Here is a 19,165-nt window from a genome sequence, read left to right as displayed (position 1 = left end):
GTGGGAGCATGATCCGGAAGGTTCGCGGAAGCCGGCCGACGGATTCTCAGGAGCATGCCGTGATCACTCCTTGGCACCGCGCTGCTTCCTACGCGGCGATCGTCACCCTTGTCTCCTGGGCGGTGGCCGAGGTCACGGACTTCCTCTGGGCGTTGCCCACGGGTGTGGGTGCCTGGGCTCGGACGACCTTTCCGTTTCCGGATGCGCTGGTCTTCCCGCTGTCCGCGATCGTCGTGCTGACGGCGGTGCGGATGGCGCTGCCGGCGCTGTCGCGGTCGCGTACGGTCGCGGTCGACGCGAGTTCGTACAGTTTCGTCATGCTGGTGACCGCCACCGCGCAGGCCGCGGTGTACGGGGACGAGTCTCCCCTGGACATCGGGGTCGTCACCTTGCTCCTCGGGCTGTACTCGCTTCAGATCCCGGCGGCGCTGGCGCTGTCGGCATGGGCGTACGGCCGGCTCGTGCCGGTCGTACGCGGCGGTCGGCCGTCCAGCGGAGGTGTGGGTTGTCGATGATGGGGCGCCTTTCCCGCAAGGCGCGGATCGCCGTGGGCGTGGCCGCCGCCGGGCTGGTGGTCGCCGGTGATCTCGTGGTGCGCGAGGTGAGCTCGCCCGCGTACGGCGTGGAGGCGGCGCCGAGGGGCGACGCGCCTGAGTGCGGGCGGATCGCGAAGGGCTTTCCGGCCGACCTGGCCGGGCGGGAGCGCGCTCGTGGCGGGGCGCCCGGGGTCGCTGTGTGGGGCGACCGGGCGGTGATACTGCGCTGTGGGGTGCGCCCGCCCCTTCCGACCGTCGACGCGTGCGTGAATGTCGACGGTGTGGACTGGGTGGTCGAGGAGGCGAAGCTCGACACCGACCGGAGGGTCCTCGTCTCTTACGGCCGGGACCCGGCGGTGGAAGTCTCGGTCTCCGACCGGGTCGCCGAAATCGACGGCGTCCTGGTGGAGTTGAGCAAGGCCGTGAAGCCGATCCGGCAGGAGCGGAAGTGTCTGTCCCTCAGTGACGTCCCACGGGGCAGCGGCGCTCAGCCGTCGCAGTACGCGCACTGAGCGCCGCCGGGCGCCGCCGAGCGCCGCCGTCAGTGCGATGCGCGCTTGCCCCCCGTCCGGCGGTCGCGCTCGTAGACCTCCTCGGGCGCGAGGAGATCGGTCGCGCCGGTGAAGCGGAGGAACTCCGGGTCGAGGCAGTTGTCCCAGTCGTCGGCGCAGCGGTGCTGCCAGGAGGGGCCGTCCCAGTCGTCGTCCTCGCGGGCGCGGTGGACGACGCGGCCCCGCCAGCGGTACTCGATCAGCGTGGCCGCCGGGTGGTCGTCGGCGAGCGGGGCGAGCCAGCCGGGGGCGATGGCGGCGAGCGGCTCGCCCCAGTCGGTCGGGGTGGTGGGGGTGGGCAGGGCCGTCGGCGGCGGGTCGGGCAGCGGGGTCGCGGGCGTGGCCATGGGGCCGACGTCGGCGTCACGGTTGTTGCCGGTGCGGTAGCTGCCGTTGACGGACAGCCGCCACGAGCCGTCGGGGTGGCGCCGCCACGCCGCCTCGGGGGCGTCCGCCTCGGGGGTGTCGGCCTCGGGGGCGACGGGCGGGCGGTCGCCGGTCGTGGTCGCCACCCGCACCTCGTCGAAGCCGTACCGGCAGTACCGGTACGGGCCGTCGTTCACATCCTCCTGCCAGATCAGGTCGAGTTCGCTGCCCTCGTTGTGGTGCCGGCCCCAGACCGCGCCGTAGAGGTAAGGGGCGTGATCCTGGCAGAAGTTCACGATGTCGGGGCTCTTGCCCGAGCCGTACTGGATGTCGACGTAAGCCCCCTCCGGGCCGCACCGGGTCACCACCGGGACGTGGTACGAACCGCCGCGGCCGAGCAGCATCCAGGTGATCCACTGCGCCTCGACACCGTTGATGCGGTCGCCGGGGCGGGCGTAGACCCGGATGGCGTCGGTGAGGATGTTCGACATGCGCTCATGGTGTCAGCCGGCGTGGCGCACGGTCAGTTGGCTATCCCCACCGTGTGGCGCACCGTGTCCGGGTCGGCCAGGCAGGTCAGCAGCGCGTCCGCCACATCGGCGCGGCTGATGGTCATGCCGCCCGGGACGTTGTCGCCGATCACGCGTCGATACGTGCCGGTGTGGGGCTTGTCCGTGAGCTTGGGCGGCCGTACGACGGTCCACTGCGTGTTGCTCGCGCTGATCGCCTGCTCCATGGCCGCCAGGTCCGCGTAGAGGTCCCGCAGCATCCTGCGCAGCAGCGGATAGACCATCACGCGGGTGAGCGCGCCCTCGCCCTCGGCCACGGGGCCGACCGGGGCGGCGCTGATGGCCGACAGCCGGCGTACGCCCGCCCGGTCCATGGCCGTGGCGATCGAGCGCAGGGCGGTGCCGGCGATGGGGGTGCTCTTGGCCTGCGCGTTGTTCGTCGGGCCCACGGCGGAGATCACCGCGTCCCGGCCGGCCACGTGGGGGAGCAGCGGCTCGTGGTGGGTGAGGTCGGGGACGGTGACCACCTCGAGCCGCGGATGGGCGGGGACGGGCAGCCGCGCGGGGTCGCGCACCACCGCGGTCACCTGGTGTCCCGAGTCGAGGGCCTGCTGCACGACGTGACGGCCGACGCCGCCGGTGGCGCCGAACACGGTGAGCTTCATGGGGTTCCCTTCAGGGGCCAGGGGGGGTGAGTGAGTACTTACTCACCCCCGTCTCCGGTAGGGTGAGTGAATGCTCACCCCGAAGTCAAATCGGCCCACCCCGGAGCGTCTGCTGGACGCCGCCGAGAAGCTGATGCGCACCACCGGACTGGCCAACGCCACCACCAAGGCCATCGCACGCGAGGCGGGCTGCTCGGAGGCGGCGCTCTACAAGCACTTCGCGAACAAGGAGGAGCTGTTCGTGCGGGTGCTCACCGAGCGCTCGCCCAACGCCGGGCCGCTTCTCGCCGCGCTCACCGGCGACCCGGGGGAGCGCACCGTCGAGGAGTGCCTGGCGGAGATCGCCCGCCACGCCTCGCTCTTCTACGCCGACGCCATGCCGATGGCGGCCTCCCTCTTCGCGGAGCCGGCGCTGCTCAACCGCCACCGGGAGGGCATCCAGCAGATCGGCAGGGGCCCGCACATGGTGCTGGAGGCGCTGACCGGCCATCTGCGGCGGGAGCGCGAACGCGGGCGGATCCGGGCCGACGCCGACCCGCGCGCGGCTGCCGCGCTGCTGCTCGGCGCCTGTTTCCAGCGGGCGTTCTTTCTGCACTTCTCGGGCGAGGAGGCGGTGCAGCCGGTGGCGGAGTTCGCGCCGGCCGTGGCCCGTACGGTGTGGGCGGCGGTCGGGTGAGCCCGCCACCCCCGGGAGGCCTATCGGGGGGCCTCTCGGGACGCGTGCCAACTGCGCTGTCGCCGAAGGGCCTTGCGTATGATGCGGGCGGTCTCGCAGCCGTGGGGCCCGTGTGCGTTTCTTTGACGAAAGGCGGACCACCACCGTGTCCGATGACCAGGAGGACGAGGTCCACGAGGTGCTCGACGAGCTGGAAGACGCCCTGGAGGACATGGGCATCGACGTCGAGATCGACGGCGACTGAGCGGCGGGGGTAGCCGACGCCCGTTGGCTACCCTCCTCGCGCGAGCCGGAACGCGTGCTTCACGCGGCACCTTGGGCGGGCTCGGCGAACAGCTCTGCCAGCAACTCGGCCATGGTTGTGGTGGGGGCGCCTTCGGCCAGGACCGCTTCTGCTTCACGGGCCAGCAGCACATCGGCTGCTTCTTCCAACGCCTCAAATTCCGCGATGGATACCACAGCCGCCACCGGCACGCCGTTGCGAGTGATCACCGTGGGTGTGCCCTGCTCGGCACGGTTGATGTGGTCGGCCAGATGCGCTCGGGCTTCCCGCACGGTCACGGTGTTCTCGTCCATGCGGGCAGGGTACACACGGCCATGTACATGAGTGCCCGGGCGAGCGGCGCCCTTGACTACCGCGCGGTGGCCCCGGAGCTCTGTCCGGGAGACGGGCTGGTCGAGGGCGTCTTCTCCGGGGCGGACCAGGGGCTTACGCCCAGTTTGCCGGTGTTGCCGAGGTCGAGCATTTCGGTCACCGTGTGCGCGGGGCGCCCCGTGGCCGGAGTGACCTCCACCTGGCTGCCGGTGACCGCAGGGGTCGTCGCGTCGGTCACGGTGTTCCGCCACACCAGGCTCGCCACCGCCTTCTCGCCGGGCCGCAGCGTGACCGGCCGCGGAGCGGCGTCGAAGTTGTCGAGGGTGGCGATGCCCGCAGACCCGTGGCTGACGCGGATGTCCAGTGGCTTTCCGTCCTCGTCCAGGACGCGGATGGCCGGATAGCCGTTCAGCGTGTACGTCTTCTTACCGCAGTTGACCAGCTCCAGGGTCATGACGCGCAGGCCCATCGCGGCGCTTGGCTCCTCGCCCCGGACGGACACGCCGGCCGGTGAGCAGGTGGGCGGCGCGGTGGGGGTGGCGGTCGTCAGGTCGCCGTAGCGGGGGCCGTCCTGGAGGCGGTCGGGGGCGACGGGGGCGGGCGGCGGGGCGGGGGCGGCGACCGCCTCGGAGGCGGGCTTGGTGCCGCAGGCGGTGAGCAGGCCGAGCAGGCCCGCCGTCGTGGCCAGCGCGGCCCGGTGGCGAAGGGGCGACCTACGGGGTGCGGCCGGGGCCGTCGGTCTGTCGGCCTCTGGGCCACTTGTCGTCATGGCGTCATCCTCGCACGGTCGGGCGTGAGTTCGAGCGGTGTCGCGGGCACCCGACGAAAGTCAGATGCGGACCTGGCGATCGGCAGTGGGGCGGGGGTCCGGTGCCGGGCCAGAGTCGGGGCATGCGATTCATGACTTCCACCGCGCCGCGGCTCTCCCGGCGTCAACTGATCGGCGGCCTGGCCGCTACGGGGGCCGCGGTGGCCCTCGGGTCCGCCTCCCTCGCCTCCGGAGCGGTGACCTCCGGCAAGGGCCGCAAGGGCGGCGAAGAACAGGCGCGCGACGGCGATCCCGTACGGGTCGAGTTGCCCGCGCCCACCGGCCGCCACCCGGTCGGGATGACCGAGTTGCACCTCGTGGACCAGGGGCGGAAGGAGCGGTGGGGGCCCGGGGACCGGGAGCTCATGGTGAGCGTGTGGTACCCGGCGCGGCAGGGGGCGGACGGGGCCTCGGCCCCGTATATGCGGGCGGGCGCGGCCGAGGCGTTCGGGGCGGGCGCCGCGCGGATCCTCCGGATCGAGCCCGGTGCCATCGACTGGGCCGGGTTCACCACACATGCCCGCGAGGGGGTGGACGCGGCGCCCGGGCCGGCGCCCAGGCCCGTGGTGCTGTACTCGCCCGGGATGTACAACGAGCGCACGCTGGACACCGACGCGGTGGTGGAACTGGCCTCGCGGGGCTATGTCGTGGTGACCGTCGACCCGACCTACGAGGCACACGCGGTGGAGTTCCCGGACGGCAGGGTCGTCGAGGCGTCGTCCGAGATCGGCAGGATCGAGCCGGTGGCCGAGCGGAACAAGACCGCGCTGGAGGTGCGCGTGGCCGATGTCCGGTTCGTGCTGGACCGGCTGGAGGCGCTGGCGCGCGGAGACAACCCGGACGCCGGACGGCGACGGCTGCCCGGCGGGCTGGGCGCGGCGCTGGACATGGGGCGGGTCGGGATGTTCGGCCACTCGCTCGGCGGGATGACGACGGCGGAGGCCATGCGTCTTGACCACCGGATCCGCGCCGGGGTCAACCTGGACGGGCCGCTCGGTTACGACTGGGCGGACCCCGATCTGCTGCTGCCGGTCGCGCACAGCGGGCTCGACCGGCCGTTTCTGCTGATGGGCGCGTGGCTGGACACCACGTCGGAGCGGCTGCCGCACACCCATGAACACTCGCCGTCGTGGCGGGCGCTGTGGCAGAACTCCACGGGCTGGAAGCGCGATCTGTGGACCCGGGCGGCCGAGCACAACTCGTTCACCGACTACGAGATCGTCCTCCCCGCCCTCGCCGAGCGCCTGACGCTGCCGGCGGGGCTGCGGAAGCAGATGATCGGCACCGTGGACCCGGCCCGTTTCTCGGCGAGCCGGCGGGCGTACCTCACGGCGTTCTTCGACCGGCATCTGCGCGGGCTGCACCGGCCGCTGCTGGACGGGCCGTCCCCGCGCCACCCGGATGTGGCGTTCATCGGCTGAGCCCGGTGACGACGACGGGCGTCAGCCGCGCGGCGGCGCCGGCTGCCCCAGCAGGGAGAGGAAGGACCGGAACGCGGCGGGCATGTCCAGCGCCTCCGGGTCGTGCAGCCACTGGTACTGGAGCCCGTCCATCACCGCCACCAGCAGCGGCGCGGCCTCCTCGGGCGTGAGCCCGCCGGGCAGCCGGTCGCCGAACTCGCCGCGCAGGGTGGCTGCCATGTCGGCGCGCACATGCTCATAGCGCTGGGCGAAGTACTCGCGGGCCGGGTGGTCCTCGGTGACGCTCTCGCCGAGGAGGGCGGAGAAGGTCTGCACGATGCCCGGCCGCATGGCGTTGTACTCCACCAGCGAGGCGAGCAGATCCAGCGGCCAGGCGCCCGACTCGCCCTTCCGCGCCGACCCGGTGTCCCACTGGTCGCGCTCCTCGAGCACCGCGACGAGCAGCGACTCCTTGGTGGGGAAGTAGTGGAGCAGGCCCTGCTGGGTCAGGCCGACGCGCTCGGCGACCGCGCCCAGGGTGGCGCCCCGGTAGCCGCGCTCGGCGATGACCTCGAGCGCGCAGCGTACGATCTCGGCGCGCCGCTCCTCGCCGCGCGCCCCGCGTCTGGTGCCGCCGGGGCCACGGCCGCCGTAGCCGCCACCGCCCCGGCCACCCCCGCCGCCCCGCGTCCCCTCGGCCATCGCCGTCTCCGCCTTCCCGCTCGTGCCGTTTGTCATATGCCGTCGCCCGACCGTACGGCATTCCCGGATCGGCGCGGCCAGCCGAAAGTGCATAACGAAAAGGTAACTATGCCTACTCGGCTACAGGTCATCGGGGTCGGTTACGGCCACCATGGCCTGAACCGTCAGCAGTGATCAGGAGGTGGCGCGGTGAAGGCCGTGGAGAACGCGCTCGGCAAGCTCGATCTGGACACCAAGGCGCGGCTGCTCTCCGGCCAGGACATGTGGTCGCTGCCCGCCGTCCCCGAGATCGGGCTGCGGTCGCTGGTGATGTCGGACGGCCCGATCGGCGTGCGCGGGGTGCACTGGAGCGCCGACGACCCGTCCATCGCCCTGCCCAGCCCCACCGCCCTGGCCGCGACCTGGGACCCCGCCCTCGCCCGCCGCGCCGGCCACCTCCTCGCCCAGGAGGCCCGCCGCAAGGGCGTGCACGTGCTGCTGGCGCCGACGGTCAACCTGCACCGCTCGCCGCTGGGCGGCCGCCACTTCGAGGCGTACAGCGAGGACCCGTACCTCACCGGCGAGATCGGCACCGGATATGTGACCGGCGTCCAGGAGGGCGGGGTGGGCACCACCGTCAAGCACTTTGTCGCCAACGACGCCGAGACCGAGCGCTTCACCGTCGACAACAGGGTCGGCGCCCGGGCCCTGCGCGAGCTGTACCTGGCCCCCTTCGAGGCCATCGTCAAGAACGCCCGCCCCTGGGGCGTCATGGCCGCCTACAACGGCGTCAACGGCTCGACGATGACCGAACACCGCGAGCTGCAACAAGGGGTGCTGCGCGGTGAGTGGGGGTTCGACGGCTTCATCGTCTCCGACTGGCTGGCCGCCCGCGACACCGTGCGGGACCTGCTCGGCGGGCTCGACGTCGCCATGCCGGGACCGCGCACCGTCTACGGCGAGGCGCTGGCCGCCGCCGTACGGGCCGGGGAGGTCCCCGAGGCCGACGTGGACGAGGCGGTGCGCCGGGTGCTGACCCTGGCCGCCCGCGTCGGGGCGCTGGAGGGCCTGGACGGGGAAGCCCCGGCCGTGGCCGCCGCCGACCGGCCGGAGGCCGTGGACGGCGAGGCGCTGGCCCGTGAGATCGCCCGGCGCTCCTTCGTCCTGCTGCGCAACGAGCCCGCCGCAGCCTTGCCGGGTCGCCCGGTCCTGCCGCTCGACCCCGCCGGGGTGTCGCGCGTCGCGCTGCTCGGCGCCGCCGCCCGCGACGCCCGGGTGCTCGGCGGCGGCTCCGCCCAGGTCTTCCCCGAGCGCGTCGTCTCCCCGCTGGAGGGGCTGCGCGCCGCCCTGCCCCCGGGCGTCCTGACGTACGCCGTCGGCGCCGACCCCACCGATGAACTCGCCCCGGCCGCCCAGGGGTTCGAGCTGGGCGCCGTCGTGCGCGCCGAGGACGGGCGGACGCTGGGGGAGTCGCGGCTGCCGAACGGCGAGGTGCGGTGGCTCGGCGACTTCCCCGAGGGGGTGACGTACGAGGAGCTGCACACCGTCGAGATCACCGGCACCTTCACCCCGCGCGAGTCCGGCCGCCACTCCTTCGGCACCCGCGGCCTGGGCGCGTTCCGGCTGACCGTCGACGACGAGGTGCTGTACGACGGGGTGCAGGACATGGAGGAGGCGCGCGACCCCTTCGAGGCGTTCTTCGGCGAGCCCAAGCAGCGCGCGACCGCCGAGCTGACGGCGGGCCGGCCCGTACGGATCAGCCTCACCTGTGAGGTCGTCCGGCTCGACGAGGCCGCCGCCCCGCTCCAGGCCGTGTCCCTGAGCCTGATGCACCGCGCCCCCGAGCGCGACGCCGACGAGCTGATCGCGGAGGCCGTGGCGGCAGCGGCGGCGGCCGACGTCGCCGTGGTGGTGGTCGCCACCACCGAGCGCGTCGAGAGCGAGGGCTTCGACCGCTCCGACCTGCGGCTGCCGGGCCGTCAGGACGAGCTGGTGCGGCGCGTGGCCGCGACCGGCACCCGCACCGTGGTGGTCGTCAACTCCGGCTCGCCGGTGGAGATGCCATGGCGCGAGGACGTCGCCGCGGTGCTGCTGAGCTGGTTCCCGGGGCAGGACGCGGGCACGGCGCTCGCGGACGTGCTGCTCGGCGCCGAGGAGCCCGGCGGGCGGCTGCCCACCACCTGGCCGGCCCGGCTGGCCGACGCCCCGGTGAGCCGGGTCCGGCCGACGGACGGCCGGCTGAGCTACGACGAGGGCGTGTTCATCGGCTACCGGGCCTGGGAGCGGCGCGCGGCCGAGCGGCCGGAGGCGACCCCGGCCCCCGCGTACTGGTTCGGCCACGGCCTCGGGTACACCGAATGGTCCTATGAGTCGGCCGAGTTCACCCCCGCGGCGGAGCCGGGCGGCGACACCCTGGGCACGCTCACCGTCGAGGTCCGCAACACCGGGGCGCGGGCGGGCCGCGAGGTGGTCCAGGTCTATCTCGCGGTGCCCGAGGGCGACGGCGAGGAGCGCCCGGTGCGCCGCCTCGCCGGGTTCGCCTCCGTCACCGCCGGGCCGGGCGAGGGGGCCCGCGCCGACATCGTGCTGCCGCGCCGGGCCGCGGAGGTCTGGGACGAGGCGGCGCACGCGTGGCGGCTGGTCCCCGGCGCGTACGCCGCGCAAGCGGGCCGCAGCGTCGCCGACCGCCCGCTGTCCGTCCCGGTGACGGTGGCCTGAGCGGGGTGTGGCCCCATCACCGGCGAGTGAGCCGAAGGGGCGCGGCCGCTGTCGAAAGGGAGAGCGCGCGGAGGCCCCGAGGTACGAGGGGTCGAGCACGGTCGACCGTCGACAGGGGCTGTAGCGCCCCGGAGGCGAACCGAGCCAAGCTAAGGAGCAGTGATGCGGCGGTAGGCCATGTCGGCGAGCTGCTGCTGGCCCTCCTTGCTCGGGTGGAACCAGTCCCACCGGCTCAACTCGTCCTCCGAGAACTGGTAGTTGTGCACCGCGCCGTCGTACCGGCACAGCGCGTCCTGGGTGCAGACGGACTTCAGCGCGGTGTTGTACTCGTCCACCCGGTTCTCCACCCGGCGGCGGCGCTCCACCGCCGCCGGGTCGGTGGCGTCGGAGTCCTTCAGCATCGACGGGCAGATCCCCAGCTTCCAGATCTGCCGGCCCAGCACGTTCTTGCGCCCCTCGGACCACAGCCGCTTCAGGTCGGGCACGCTGGCCACGTACACCTGGGTCTTGGGTAGTTCGCGGCGCAGCGTCTTGAGCGCGGCGCCGAAGGCGGCCTGGAACGCGGCCGTGGGGGTCATGTCGTCGACCGAGTCCCGGCAGGCGTCGTTGGCGCCGATCAGGACGGTCACCAGCTGCGGCTTGTGGCCGACGGCCGACTGGATCTGCCCGGACAGATCGGCCATCACCGCGCCCGTCTTGGCGTAGTTCCAGCTGCGCGCGCCGGAGCGGGAGGAGGCGGGGAGCAGTCGGCGGGCGAGGCTGTTCACCTCCGTCCCGGTGGACCACGACACCTCGGGGCAGTCGGACAGCACCGAGCAGGCGTCGAAGCCACGGGTGATGGAGTCCCCGAGGGAGGCGATGGAGCCGGGCTTGGTGTTCCACAGGACGCTGGGCTTGGCGGCGGGGCGCTTGCCGCCCCGTGGGCCGCCCGGGTGGGAGGCGTCGTCGGAGCCGCCGAAACAGCCCCCCGACGCGAGCACGGCGCCCGCCGTGAGCACGGCGACGGCGGTTCGGGTGGCGGTTCGGGTGGCGGTACGGGTCGTGGTCGTGGCCGTAGGTGCGGCCGTGGGCGTCGGCCGGACCCGGCGTGCTGCGCTGCCCCGCATGGCTGTTCCCCCTCCGACTGTTGGGTGATTCTGTCCAGGACCGACGGTACGTCACTCCTCCGGTCGCGCCGCGCGGTAGCTTTTTCCCGTGCCAGTTGAGCTCCGCCCCTGGCGGGAACGGGAGCGTTCCGGTACGGCTAAGTTACCCGGCGTCACATGCTGTCCGTTTTCATAAGGATTCTGCCCGAGAAATTTCACTGCTGGTAACCTCGGGGCTGGTGCGAGGGTGATCATTAGGGCAGAATGTCTAGTGCTGTCCCGGGCGTCACCGATACGGGCACGAGGCCGCTGGGGAAGGCGTACCTCGAACCGCACAGGAGGCCCAGGTGACGACACGTGGAGTTCTGTACGTGCACTCCGCTCCGCGCGCGCTGTGCCCACACGTCGAATGGGCCATCGCGGGCGTACTCGGCGTGCGCGTAACCCTCGACTGGATCAAGCAGCCCGCCGCTTCCGGCACTTGGCGCGCCGAGTTCTCCTGGCAGGGCGAGGTCGGCACCGCCTCCAAACTGGCCTCCGCGCTCCGCGGCTGGCACCTGCTGCGCTTCGAGGTGACCGCCGAGCCGTGCGCCACGGCCGAGGGCGAGCGCTACAGCTCCACCCCCGACCTGGGCATCTTCCACGCCGTCACCGGCATGCACGGCGACATCCTGATCCCCGAGGACCGGCTGCGCGCCGCGCTCGCGCGGTCGGCGCGCGGGGAGAGCGATCTGCACGCCGAGGTCGCCAAGCTGCTCGGCAAGCCCTGGGACGACGAGCTGGAGCCCTTCCGCTACGCGGGGGAGGGCGCGCCCGTCCGCTGGCTCCACCAGGTGGTCTGAGTACGGCACGTCACCCGGCCCGTCCTTGGCCTGGAGTCCGCTCCAGGCCTTAGCGTTCGGCCATGACGACCGAGAACCTCCCCACCCCCCGCCCCGCCCGATCCGTCGCGGTCCTCGGCACCGGCATCATGGGCTTCCCCATGGCCCGTAACCTCGCCGGGGCCGGGCTCGAGGTCCGCGCGTGGAACCGCACCCGGAGCAAGGCCGAGGGGCTCGCCGCCCACGGCGTGCGCGTCACCGACACCCCCGCCGAGGCCGTGGACGGCGCCGACGCCGTCCTCACCATGCTGTACGACGGCCCCGCCGCCCTCGACGCGATGCGGCAGGCCGCCCCGGCGCTGCGCCCCGGCATGGTGTGGTCCCAGTCCACCACCGCCGGCCTCGGCGGCCTCGACGCCCTCGCCGCGTTCGCCCGGGAGAGCGGGCTGGTCTTCGTCGACGCCCCCGTGCTGGGCACCAAGCAGCCCGCCGAGAGCGGACAGCTGCTGGTGCTCGCCGCGGGCCCGGAGCCGGCCCGTACGGTCCTGGCCCCCGTCTTCGAGGGGATCGGCAGCCGGACCCTGTGGGTGGGCGACAACGGTGAGGAAGGCGCGGCCAGCCGGCTCAAGCTGGTGGCCAACAGCTGGGTGCTCACCGTGACCCACGGCACCGCCGAGGCGCTCGCCCTCGCCAAGGGGCTCGGCGTGGACCCGCGCGCCTTCCTGGACGCCGTCGCGGGCGGGGCGCTGGACATGGGCTATCTGCGGGCCAAGTCGGACCAGTTGCTGAACGGCCGCCTGGAGGCCAGCTTCGCGACCAGGACCGCGGAGAAGGACGCGCGGCTGATCGTCGAGGCGGGGGAGGGGGCTGGGGTGCGGATGGATGTGGTGGCCGCGGGGGCGGAGCGGTTTCGGAGGGCGGCGGAGCTTGGGCATGGCGAGGAGGACATGGTGGCGTCGTACTTCGCGAGCTTCGGCTGACGCGCCGCGGCTTCCTGGGGCGGGGCGCGCCTGCGGCGGGCCTTGTCCCCTACCCGCCCCTTCCCACAACCTGGGCTCCGCCCCGGACCCCGCTCCTCAAACGCCGGAGGGGCTTGATCTGCCCTGACGGGCAGATCAAGCCCCTCCGGGGGGTCAGACCGTGCGGAGGGCCAGGACCACGTTGTGGCCGCCGAAGCCGAACGAGTCGTTGAGCGCCGCGATGGTGCCCGCCGGGAGGGGGCGGGGTTCGCCGCGCACGATGTCGGCGTCCGCCTCGGGGTCGAGGCTGTCGAGGTTGATCGTCGGCGGGGCCAGCCGGTGGTACAGGGCCAGCACCGTGGCCACCGTCTCCACGCCGCCCGCGCCACCGAGCAGGTGACCGGTCATCGACTTGGTGGCGGAGATCGCCATGTGGTCGACGTCGTGGCCGAAGACCTTGCGCAGCGCCTTCAGCTCCGCCACATCGCCCTGCGGGGTCGAGGTCGCGTGCGCGTTGACGTGCACGATCTCGGCCGGCTTGAGCTCGGTGGACTCGACCAGGTTCTGGAGGGCGTGGGCGATGCCGTTGCCGGACGGCTCCGGCTGGGTGATGTGGTGCGCGTCGGCCGAGATGCCCTGGCCGACGGCCTCGGCGTAGACCCGCGCGCCGCGGCGGGCGGCGTGGTCGGCCGACTCCAGGACGACGATGCCGGCGCCCTCGCCCATCACAAAGCCGTTGCGGTCGGTGTCGTACGGCCGCGAGGCGCCCTGCGGGTCCTCGTTGTTCTTCGACATCGCCATCATGTTGCCGAAGGCCACGATGGGCAGCGGGTGGATGGCCGCCTCGGTGCCGCCCGCGATGACCACATCGGCGCGGCCGGTGCGGATCATCTCGATGGCGTAGCCGATGGCCTCCGCGCCCGACGCACAGGCGCTGACCGGGGTGTGGACACCGGCGCGGGCGCCGACCTCAAGGCCGACGTTGGCCGCGGGGCCGTTGGGCATCAGCATCGGCACGGTGTGCGGGGACACCTTGCGGACGCCCTTCTCGCGCAGCACGTCGTGCTGGTCGAGAAGGGTGGTCACACCGCCGATGCCGGAGGCCACGACCGCGCCGAGCCGGTCGGGGTCGACCGTCGGGTCCTCGCCCGCCCTGGCGGTGAAGCCGGCGTCCGCCCAGGCCTCACGGGCCGCGATCAGCGCGAACTGCGCCGAGCGGTCGAGCTTGCGGGCGTGCGGACGCGGGATGACGGTGCCTGGTTCCACCGCGATGCGCGCGGCGATGCGGACCGGCAGATCGGCCGCCCAGTCCTCTTCGAGGAGACGGACGCCAGAACGCCCGGCGAGCAGTCCCTCCCAGGTGGAGGCGGTGTCGCCACCCAGCGGCGTCGTGGCACCAACACCGGTGACGACCACGGTGCGATTGGTCGAGCTCACAGGATTTCCTACTTTACGTGGAGAGAAGGTGCTGGACCTGCCACCGCTCGGGTGGCGACAAGCGCTCGGGCTCAGCCCTGGTGCTTGAGGATGTAGTCGGCGGCGTCGCCGACGGTCTTGAGGTTCTTGACGTCGTCGTCCGGGATCTTGACGTCGAAGCGCTCTTCGGCGGCGACGACGACCTCGACCATGGACAGCGAGTCGACGTCCAGGTCGTCCGTGAAGGACTTGTCCAGCTGGACGTCCTCGGTCGGGATGCCGGCGATCTCGTTCACGATGTCGGCGAGGCCCTTGAGGATCTCTTCCTGGGTGGCGGCCATTGCGGCGCTCCTTCTTCGGGTGATTGCGGTGAGTGCGCAGCGTCCGAGCTGTTCGGGGCTGCGTTAAGGATCTTGACTAAGGGAGGGTAACGACCGTCGCTGCGTACACGAGACCCGCCCCGAAGCCGATGACGAGCGCGGTGTCGCCGCTCTTCGCCTGCCCGGTCGCCAACAGCCGCTCCATGGCGAGCGGGATGGAGGCGGCCGAGGTGTTGCCGGTGGTCTCCACGTCACGGGCGACCGTGACGTGTTCCGGCAGATCAAGGGTTTTGACCATCGAGTCGATGATCCGCATGTTGGCCTGGTGGGGGATGAAGACATCGAGGTCCTGGGGGCTGACCCCGGCGTCGTCGAGGGCCTGCTGGGCGACCTTGGCCATCTCGAAGACCGCCCAGCGGAAGACGGCCTGGCCCTCCTGGGTGAGCGCGGGGAAGCGTACCTCGTCGGCCTTCTGGTCGCGGTACACATCCCACGGCAGCGTCTGGGTGATGGTCTCGGACTTGTCGCCCTCGGAGCCCCAGACGGTCGGGCCCATGGCGGGCTCCTTGGACGGGCCGACGACCACGGCGCCCGCGCCGTCGCCGAACAGGAAGGCCGTCGAGCGGTCCTCCAGGTCGGTCAGGTCCGAGAGCCGCTCCACGCCGATGACCAGGACGTACTCCGCGGTGCCGTCGGTGACCATGCCCTTGGCGAGGGTCAGGCCGTAGCCGAAGCCCGCGCAGCCGGCCGAGACGTCGAAGGCGGCCGGCTTGCCGGTGCCGAGCAGATGGGCGATCTCGGTGGCCACCGCGGGGGTCTGCTTGAGGTGCGAGACGGTCGCGACGATCACGCCGCCGATCTGCTCCGGTGTCAGGCCCGCCGCGGCGATGGCCTTTCCGCCCGCCTCGACGGACATCGCGGCCACCGTCTCGTCCGGCCCGGCCCAGTGGCGTGTGGCGATCCCCGAGCGACTGCGGATCCACTCGTCGGAGGAGTCGATGTGCTTGAGGATCTCCTCGTTGGGCACCACACGGTGCGGACGGTAGCCGCCGACACCGAGGATGCGCGCGTACGGGGCGCCCTTACTGGGCTTGATCTTCGCAGTCATGCTCTGGGAGCTCCTATTCGGCCGGGGTGTCGGCGACCGGAACAGCGTGCTCGGCGATCAGCGCACGGGCCGCCTCGAGGTCGTCGGGAGTCTTGAGGGCCAGCGTCTTGACGCCCGGCAGGGCGCGCTTGGCGATACCGACGAGTGTGCCACCCGGAGCCACCTCGATGATCGCGGTGGCTCCCAGCTGCTGGAAGGTCTCCATGCACAGATCCCAGCGGACCGGGTTGGACACCTGGGCCACCAGGCGCTGGGCCACCTCCGCGCCGGATGTGACGACCTGTCCGTCCCGGTTGGAGACGTAGGGGATGCGCGGATCGGCCACGGGGGCGCCCGCGATCAGGGTTTCGAGCGCCGAGACCGCCGGGGCCATGTGGTCGGTGTGGAACGCGCCCGCCACCTTCAGCGGGACGACCCGGCGCACCCCTTCAGGCTTGTCCTCGGCCAGCGCGGCCAGCTGCTCGGCGGTGCCCGCGGCCACGATCTGGCCGGCGCCGTTGACGTTCGCCGGGGTCAGCCCGAGCTTGGTCAGATGGGCGACGACGTCCTCCTGCTCGCCACCGAGCACCGCTGCCATGCCGGTCTCGGCCTGGGCCGCGGCCTCCGCCATGGCGAGACCTCGCCGGCGGACCAGCACCATGGCGGCCTCGGCGGTGAGCACTCCGGCGAACGCGGCCGCCGCGAGCTCACCGACGCTGTGGCCCGCGGTCGCGCCGAGCGAGCCCTGGAACTCCTCGGCGCCCTCGGAGAACAGCGCCTGGGCGGAGGCCAGTGCCGCGGCCACCAGCAGCGGCTGGGCGACGGCGGTGTCCCGGATCTCCTCCTCGTCGGCCTTGGTGCCGTAGTGGATCAGATCCAGGCCGGATACGGCGGACCACCACGTCAACCGTTCGGTGACGCCGGGGAGGTCGAGCCAGGGGGTCAGGAAGCCGGGCTTCTGGGCGCCCTGGCCGGGAGCGACGAGTACGAGCACCCTCACACTCTCTCTTGTGGGTGGTCCCGCCCGCCCGTGAGGACAAGGACGAAGAACCGTGTAGGGAATTGTTGGGGTCCGACAAAGACCTAGACCTGGGGGTCCGCGTCGGTCAGACGCCCCAGGATCAGGGCTATGCGCAGAGTAAACGCGGACCGGACGTCGGAGGGAGACCATCCGGTGACGTCGGTCACACGTCGTAGCCGGTAGCGCACGGTGTTCGGGTGAACGAAGAGCATCCGCGCCGCGCCTTCCAGACTGCTTGCCTGTTCCAGATATACGCTCAGAGTTTCCAGCAGGGCGGAGCCCGCCTCTTCCAGCGGTCTGTAGATCTCCTCCACCAACTGCTCACGCGCGGCCGGGTCCGAGGCCATCGCGCGTTCCGGAAGAAGATCGTCCGCGAGCACCGGACGCGGTGCGTCCGGCCAGGCGGTGCACGCCTTGAGCCCGGCCGCGGCGGCCGCGGCCGACTTGGTCGCGGCCAGCAGGTCGGACACCACCGGGCCCGCCACCACCGGGCCCGCCGCGAACGGCCCGATCAGCGCCTTCGCGGCCTGGATCGGATTGTCCGAGCCGCCCGCGACCACCACCAGCCGGTCGCCGAGGACACCGGTGAGCACCTGGAGCTTGGCGTGGCGGGCGGCCCGCCGGATCGCCTCCACGGTCAGCTCGCTGTCCCCGTCGGGCGCGGTGCCCAGCACCACGCACACATGCTCCGGCGAGTTCCAGCCCAGGGCGGCGGCGCGGGACAGCGCGCCCTCGTCCGCCTCCCCCGACAGCACCGCGTTGACCACCAGCGACTCAAGCCGGGCGTCCCACGCGCCCCGGGCCTCGGCCGCCTGCGCGTACACCTGCGCGGTGGCGAAGGCGATCTCCCGCGCGTACACCAGCAGCGCCTCGCGCAGCACCGCCTCGTCGCCGGGCGCCGCCACCTCGTCGATCGCGGACTCCATGACCTCGATCGTGGTGCGGACCATCTCGACGGTCTGCCGCAGGGTGATCGCCCGGGTCAGCTCGCGCGGCGCGGTGCCGAACACATCGGTGCTGATGGCCTGCGGCGCCTCCGGGTGCCGGAACCACTCGGTGAACGCCGCGATGCCCGCCTGGGCGACAAGCCCGATCCAGGACCGGTTCTCGGGTGGCATCGCGCGGTACCACGGCAGCTGCTCGTCCATGCGGGCGATAGCGCTCGCTGCGAGCTTCCCGGAGGACTTCTCCAGGCGGCGCAGGGTGGCGCTGTGCGGATGAGGGCTGTTCGCGGCTGGTTCTGGCACGAGGACAAGACTGCCTTATCGGGTGACGGGGGCGTGGGTGTGGGTACCGTGGGCCGGATGATGCGGGTACAGCGCGCCGGTGAACGGTACCGGGGTGGACACGGGGCGGGCATCGAGACGCGCCACGCCTTTTCCTTTTCTGGGTATTACGACCCGGAGAATGTGAGATTCGGGTCACTCGTGGCCTGTAACGAGGAGCGGCTGGCGCCGGGGGCGGGCTTCGCCGAGCATCCGCACCGCGACCTGGAGATCGTCACCTGGGTGGTCGAGGGCGAGCTCACCCACGAGGACTCCGCCGGACACCGCACCGTGGTGCGCCCCGGCGATGTGCAGCGGCTCAGCGCGGGCGGCGGGGTGCGGCACAGCGAGCGCAACGAGGGCCGCGAGCCGCTGACCTTCGTCCAGATGTGGCTGGCCCCGGTGGCCGGCTTCACCTCGGCGGGCGCGGGCGCCGAGCCCGCGTACGAGGTGGTGCGCGGCCCGGCGGGCCCCGAGCCGTACGCCGTGGAGCGGGCGGACGCCGCGCTCGGCGTGTGGCGGCCGGCGGCCGGGGAGGGGGCGGAGCTGCCGGTGGCGCCCTGGGTGTACGCGCATGTGGTGCGGGGCGAGGTGGAGCTCGCCGGGGAGACGCTGACGGCGGGGGACGCGGCGCGGATCACCGGCGCGCGGGGTGAGCGGGCCCGTGCCCTGACCGATGCGGAGCTGCTGGTGTGGGCGATGCGCGCGGAGCCCTCGTACGGCTGACCGCGGGGTCAGGCGCGCAGCTCGGCGAGGATCGCGTCGGTCAGCGCGGGCCAGACCTCGACGGCCCAGGGGCCGAAGGCGCGGTCCGTCAGGGCCACGCAGGCCGCGCGCGCCTCCGGGTCCACCCACAGGAACGTTCCGGACTGGCCGAAATGCCCGAACGTGCGCGGCGAGGAGGAGGCGCCCGTCCAGTGCGGCGACTTGCCGTCGCGTATCTCGAAGCCGAGCCCCCAGTCGTTGGGCCGCTGATGTCCGTAGCCCGGCAGCACACCGCCGAGGCCGGGGAAGGCGACGGAGGTGGCCTCGGCCAGCGTCTGGGCGGCCAGCAGCCGCGGGGCCTGGAGCTCGGCCGCGAAGCGGGCCAGGTCGGCGGTGGTGGAGACGCCGTCCTTGGCGGGGGAGCCGGGCAGCTCGGTGGAGGTCATGCCCAGCGGCTCCAGCACCGCCTGGCGCAGATACTCGGCGAACGGGATGTCCGTGGCCTTGGCGATGTGGTCGCCGAGCACCTCGAACCCCGCGTTGGAGTACAGCCGGCGGGTGCCGGGCGGAGCTGCCACGCAGTGCACGTCGAAGGTGAGCCCGGAGGTGTGGGCGAGCAGATGGCGGACCGTGGAGCCCTCGGGCCCGGCCGGCTCGTCCAGCTCCACCGCGCCCTCCTCGACGGCGACCAGCGCGGCGTACGCGGCGAGCGGCTTGGTGACCGAGGCGAGGGGGAAGCGCCGGTCGGCCGGGCCGTATGATCCGGCCACCGTGCCGTCCGCGCGCACGACGGCGGCGGCCGCCGTGGGTACCGGCCAGTTCTCGATCATCCGCAGGCTCTCCATGACCCAGAGCCTAGCCAAGGGCGGACCCGGCCAAGAATTCGCCAAAACTGCGCTTGCTTGGAGTGCACTCCAAGTCAATAGCGTTGAGATCGTCGTGAGGGTTTACGGATCAGCGACTGCGAGAGGGTGGCGAGAC

General features: G+C 72.7%; 20 protein-coding genes. 8 read left to right on the top strand and 12 right to left on the bottom strand.

The window, feature by feature from the left end; translation table 11 throughout:
* Positions 1-59 precede the first annotated feature (59 nt).
* Both ABTY62_RS23340 and ABTY62_RS23335 read left to right on the top strand, forming a co-directional pair.
* Entirely contained in the window at positions 60-515 is a 456-nt protein-coding gene (locus ABTY62_RS23340; RefSeq protein WP_352131352.1) for a hypothetical protein, read from the top strand.
* Positions 512-1,048, top strand: coding sequence for a DUF3515 domain-containing protein (locus ABTY62_RS23335; protein WP_352131351.1), 537 nt, complete (start codon positions 512-514; stop codon positions 1,046-1,048). The genes ABTY62_RS23340 and ABTY62_RS23335 overlap by 4 nt, the downstream gene beginning before the upstream one ends.
* 29 nt (positions 1,049-1,077) lie before the next feature.
* Here the strand turns inward: ABTY62_RS23335 and ABTY62_RS23330 are convergent, their stop codons facing one another.
* Together ABTY62_RS23330 and ABTY62_RS23325 are read right to left on the bottom strand one after the other, a co-directional pair.
* Positions 1,078-1,944 (bottom strand): hypothetical protein, encoded by an 867-nt coding sequence (locus tag ABTY62_RS23330; protein WP_352131350.1) that lies wholly within the window; start codon positions 1,942-1,944, stop codon positions 1,078-1,080.
* 32 nt (positions 1,945-1,976) lie between these two features.
* Complete coding sequence (locus tag ABTY62_RS23325; RefSeq protein WP_352131349.1) at positions 1,977-2,627, bottom strand: NAD(P)-dependent oxidoreductase; 651 nt, start codon at positions 2,625-2,627, stop codon at positions 1,977-1,979.
* Positions 2,628-2,697: 70 nt separating this feature from the next.
* Here ABTY62_RS23325 and ABTY62_RS23320 point away from each other — a divergent pair, with 70 nt between their 5' ends.
* Positions 2,698-3,303, top strand: a complete 606-nt coding sequence (locus tag ABTY62_RS23320) for a TetR/AcrR family transcriptional regulator (RefSeq protein ID WP_352131348.1) — start codon at positions 2,698-2,700, stop codon at positions 3,301-3,303.
* Positions 3,304-3,606: 303 nt separating this feature from the next.
* On the opposite strand, the gene ABTY62_RS23315 is transcribed toward ABTY62_RS23320, so the two are convergent.
* Both ABTY62_RS23315 and ABTY62_RS23310 read right to left on the bottom strand, forming a co-directional pair.
* Entirely contained in the window at positions 3,607-3,879 is a 273-nt protein-coding gene (locus ABTY62_RS23315) for a type II toxin-antitoxin system Phd/YefM family antitoxin (RefSeq protein WP_352131347.1), read from the bottom strand.
* A gap of 56 nt (positions 3,880-3,935) precedes the next feature.
* On the bottom strand, positions 3,936-4,667 hold the full coding sequence (locus ABTY62_RS23310) for a DUF4232 domain-containing protein (RefSeq protein WP_352131346.1): 732 nt from the start codon (positions 4,665-4,667) through the stop codon (positions 3,936-3,938).
* Between the two features lie 122 nt (positions 4,668-4,789).
* Between ABTY62_RS23310 and ABTY62_RS23305 the strand changes: the two genes are divergently transcribed.
* Entirely contained in the window at positions 4,790-6,127 is a 1,338-nt protein-coding gene (locus ABTY62_RS23305) for an alpha/beta hydrolase family protein (protein ID WP_352131345.1), read from the top strand.
* Between the two features lie 21 nt (positions 6,128-6,148).
* On the opposite strand, the gene ABTY62_RS23300 is transcribed toward ABTY62_RS23305, so the two are convergent.
* Entirely contained in the window at positions 6,149-6,844 is a 696-nt protein-coding gene (locus ABTY62_RS23300) for a TetR/AcrR family transcriptional regulator (protein ID WP_352131344.1), read from the bottom strand.
* Positions 6,845-7,006: 162 nt separating this feature from the next.
* On the opposite strand from ABTY62_RS23300, the gene ABTY62_RS23295 reads away from it, so the two are divergent.
* A complete protein-coding gene (locus ABTY62_RS23295; RefSeq protein ID WP_352131425.1) occupies positions 7,007-9,505 on the top strand; it encodes a glycoside hydrolase family 3 protein in 2,499 nt (832 codons plus the stop codon).
* 149 nt (positions 9,506-9,654) lie between these two features.
* On the opposite strand, the gene ABTY62_RS23290 is transcribed toward ABTY62_RS23295, so the two are convergent.
* Positions 9,655-10,611 (bottom strand): SGNH/GDSL hydrolase family protein, encoded by a 957-nt coding sequence (locus ABTY62_RS23290; protein ID WP_352131343.1) that lies wholly within the window; start codon positions 10,609-10,611, stop codon positions 9,655-9,657.
* A gap of 326 nt (positions 10,612-10,937) precedes the next feature.
* On the opposite strand from ABTY62_RS23290, the gene ABTY62_RS23285 reads away from it, so the two are divergent.
* Together ABTY62_RS23285 and ABTY62_RS23280 are read left to right on the top strand one after the other, a co-directional pair.
* Complete coding sequence (locus ABTY62_RS23285; protein ID WP_352131342.1) at positions 10,938-11,432, top strand: DUF3145 domain-containing protein; 495 nt, start codon at positions 10,938-10,940, stop codon at positions 11,430-11,432.
* A gap of 62 nt (positions 11,433-11,494) precedes the next feature.
* The gene (locus ABTY62_RS23280) at positions 11,495-12,391 is read left to right on the top strand and encodes an NAD(P)-dependent oxidoreductase (protein ID WP_352131341.1); all 897 of its coding nucleotides are present in this window, start codon (positions 11,495-11,497) and stop codon (positions 12,389-12,391) included.
* Positions 12,392-12,544: 153 nt separating this feature from the next.
* Here ABTY62_RS23280 and fabF read toward each other — a convergent pair whose 3' ends face one another.
* From fabF to ABTY62_RS23255, 5 genes are all read right to left on the bottom strand, one after another.
* Positions 12,545-13,807, bottom strand: coding sequence for a beta-ketoacyl-ACP synthase II (gene fabF / locus ABTY62_RS23275; RefSeq protein WP_352131340.1), 1,263 nt, complete (start codon positions 13,805-13,807; stop codon positions 12,545-12,547).
* A gap of 71 nt (positions 13,808-13,878) precedes the next feature.
* The gene (locus ABTY62_RS23270) at positions 13,879-14,127 is read right to left on the bottom strand and encodes an acyl carrier protein (protein ID WP_311722749.1); all 249 of its coding nucleotides are present in this window, start codon (positions 14,125-14,127) and stop codon (positions 13,879-13,881) included.
* Positions 14,128-14,203: 76 nt separating this feature from the next.
* Positions 14,204-15,214, bottom strand: coding sequence for a ketoacyl-ACP synthase III (locus ABTY62_RS23265; RefSeq protein WP_352131339.1), 1,011 nt, complete (start codon positions 15,212-15,214; stop codon positions 14,204-14,206).
* A 13-nt stretch (positions 15,215-15,227) separates the two neighbouring features.
* The gene (locus ABTY62_RS23260) at positions 15,228-16,187 is read right to left on the bottom strand and encodes an ACP S-malonyltransferase (RefSeq protein ID WP_352131338.1); all 960 of its coding nucleotides are present in this window, start codon (positions 16,185-16,187) and stop codon (positions 15,228-15,230) included.
* 89 nt (positions 16,188-16,276) lie between these two features.
* Complete coding sequence (locus tag ABTY62_RS23255; protein ID WP_311722752.1) at positions 16,277-17,461, bottom strand: PucR family transcriptional regulator; 1,185 nt, start codon at positions 17,459-17,461, stop codon at positions 16,277-16,279.
* Between the two features lie 57 nt (positions 17,462-17,518).
* Here ABTY62_RS23255 and ABTY62_RS23250 point away from each other — a divergent pair, with 57 nt between their 5' ends.
* Complete coding sequence (locus ABTY62_RS23250; RefSeq protein ID WP_352131337.1) at positions 17,519-18,205, top strand: pirin family protein; 687 nt, start codon at positions 17,519-17,521, stop codon at positions 18,203-18,205.
* 8 nt (positions 18,206-18,213) lie between these two features.
* On the opposite strand, the gene ABTY62_RS23245 is transcribed toward ABTY62_RS23250, so the two are convergent.
* Complete coding sequence (locus tag ABTY62_RS23245; RefSeq protein WP_352131336.1) at positions 18,214-19,029, bottom strand: serine hydrolase domain-containing protein; 816 nt, start codon at positions 19,027-19,029, stop codon at positions 18,214-18,216.
* Positions 19,030-19,165: the final 136 nt, after the last annotated feature.

Source organism: Streptomyces sp. NPDC097640 (genome assembly GCF_040302705.1).
Lineage (GTDB): Bacteria > Actinomycetota > Actinomycetes > Streptomycetales > Streptomycetaceae > Streptomyces.
The sequence above is the reverse complement of the archived record's forward strand: the minus strand, read 5'-3'. Positions and strand labels throughout refer to the sequence as shown.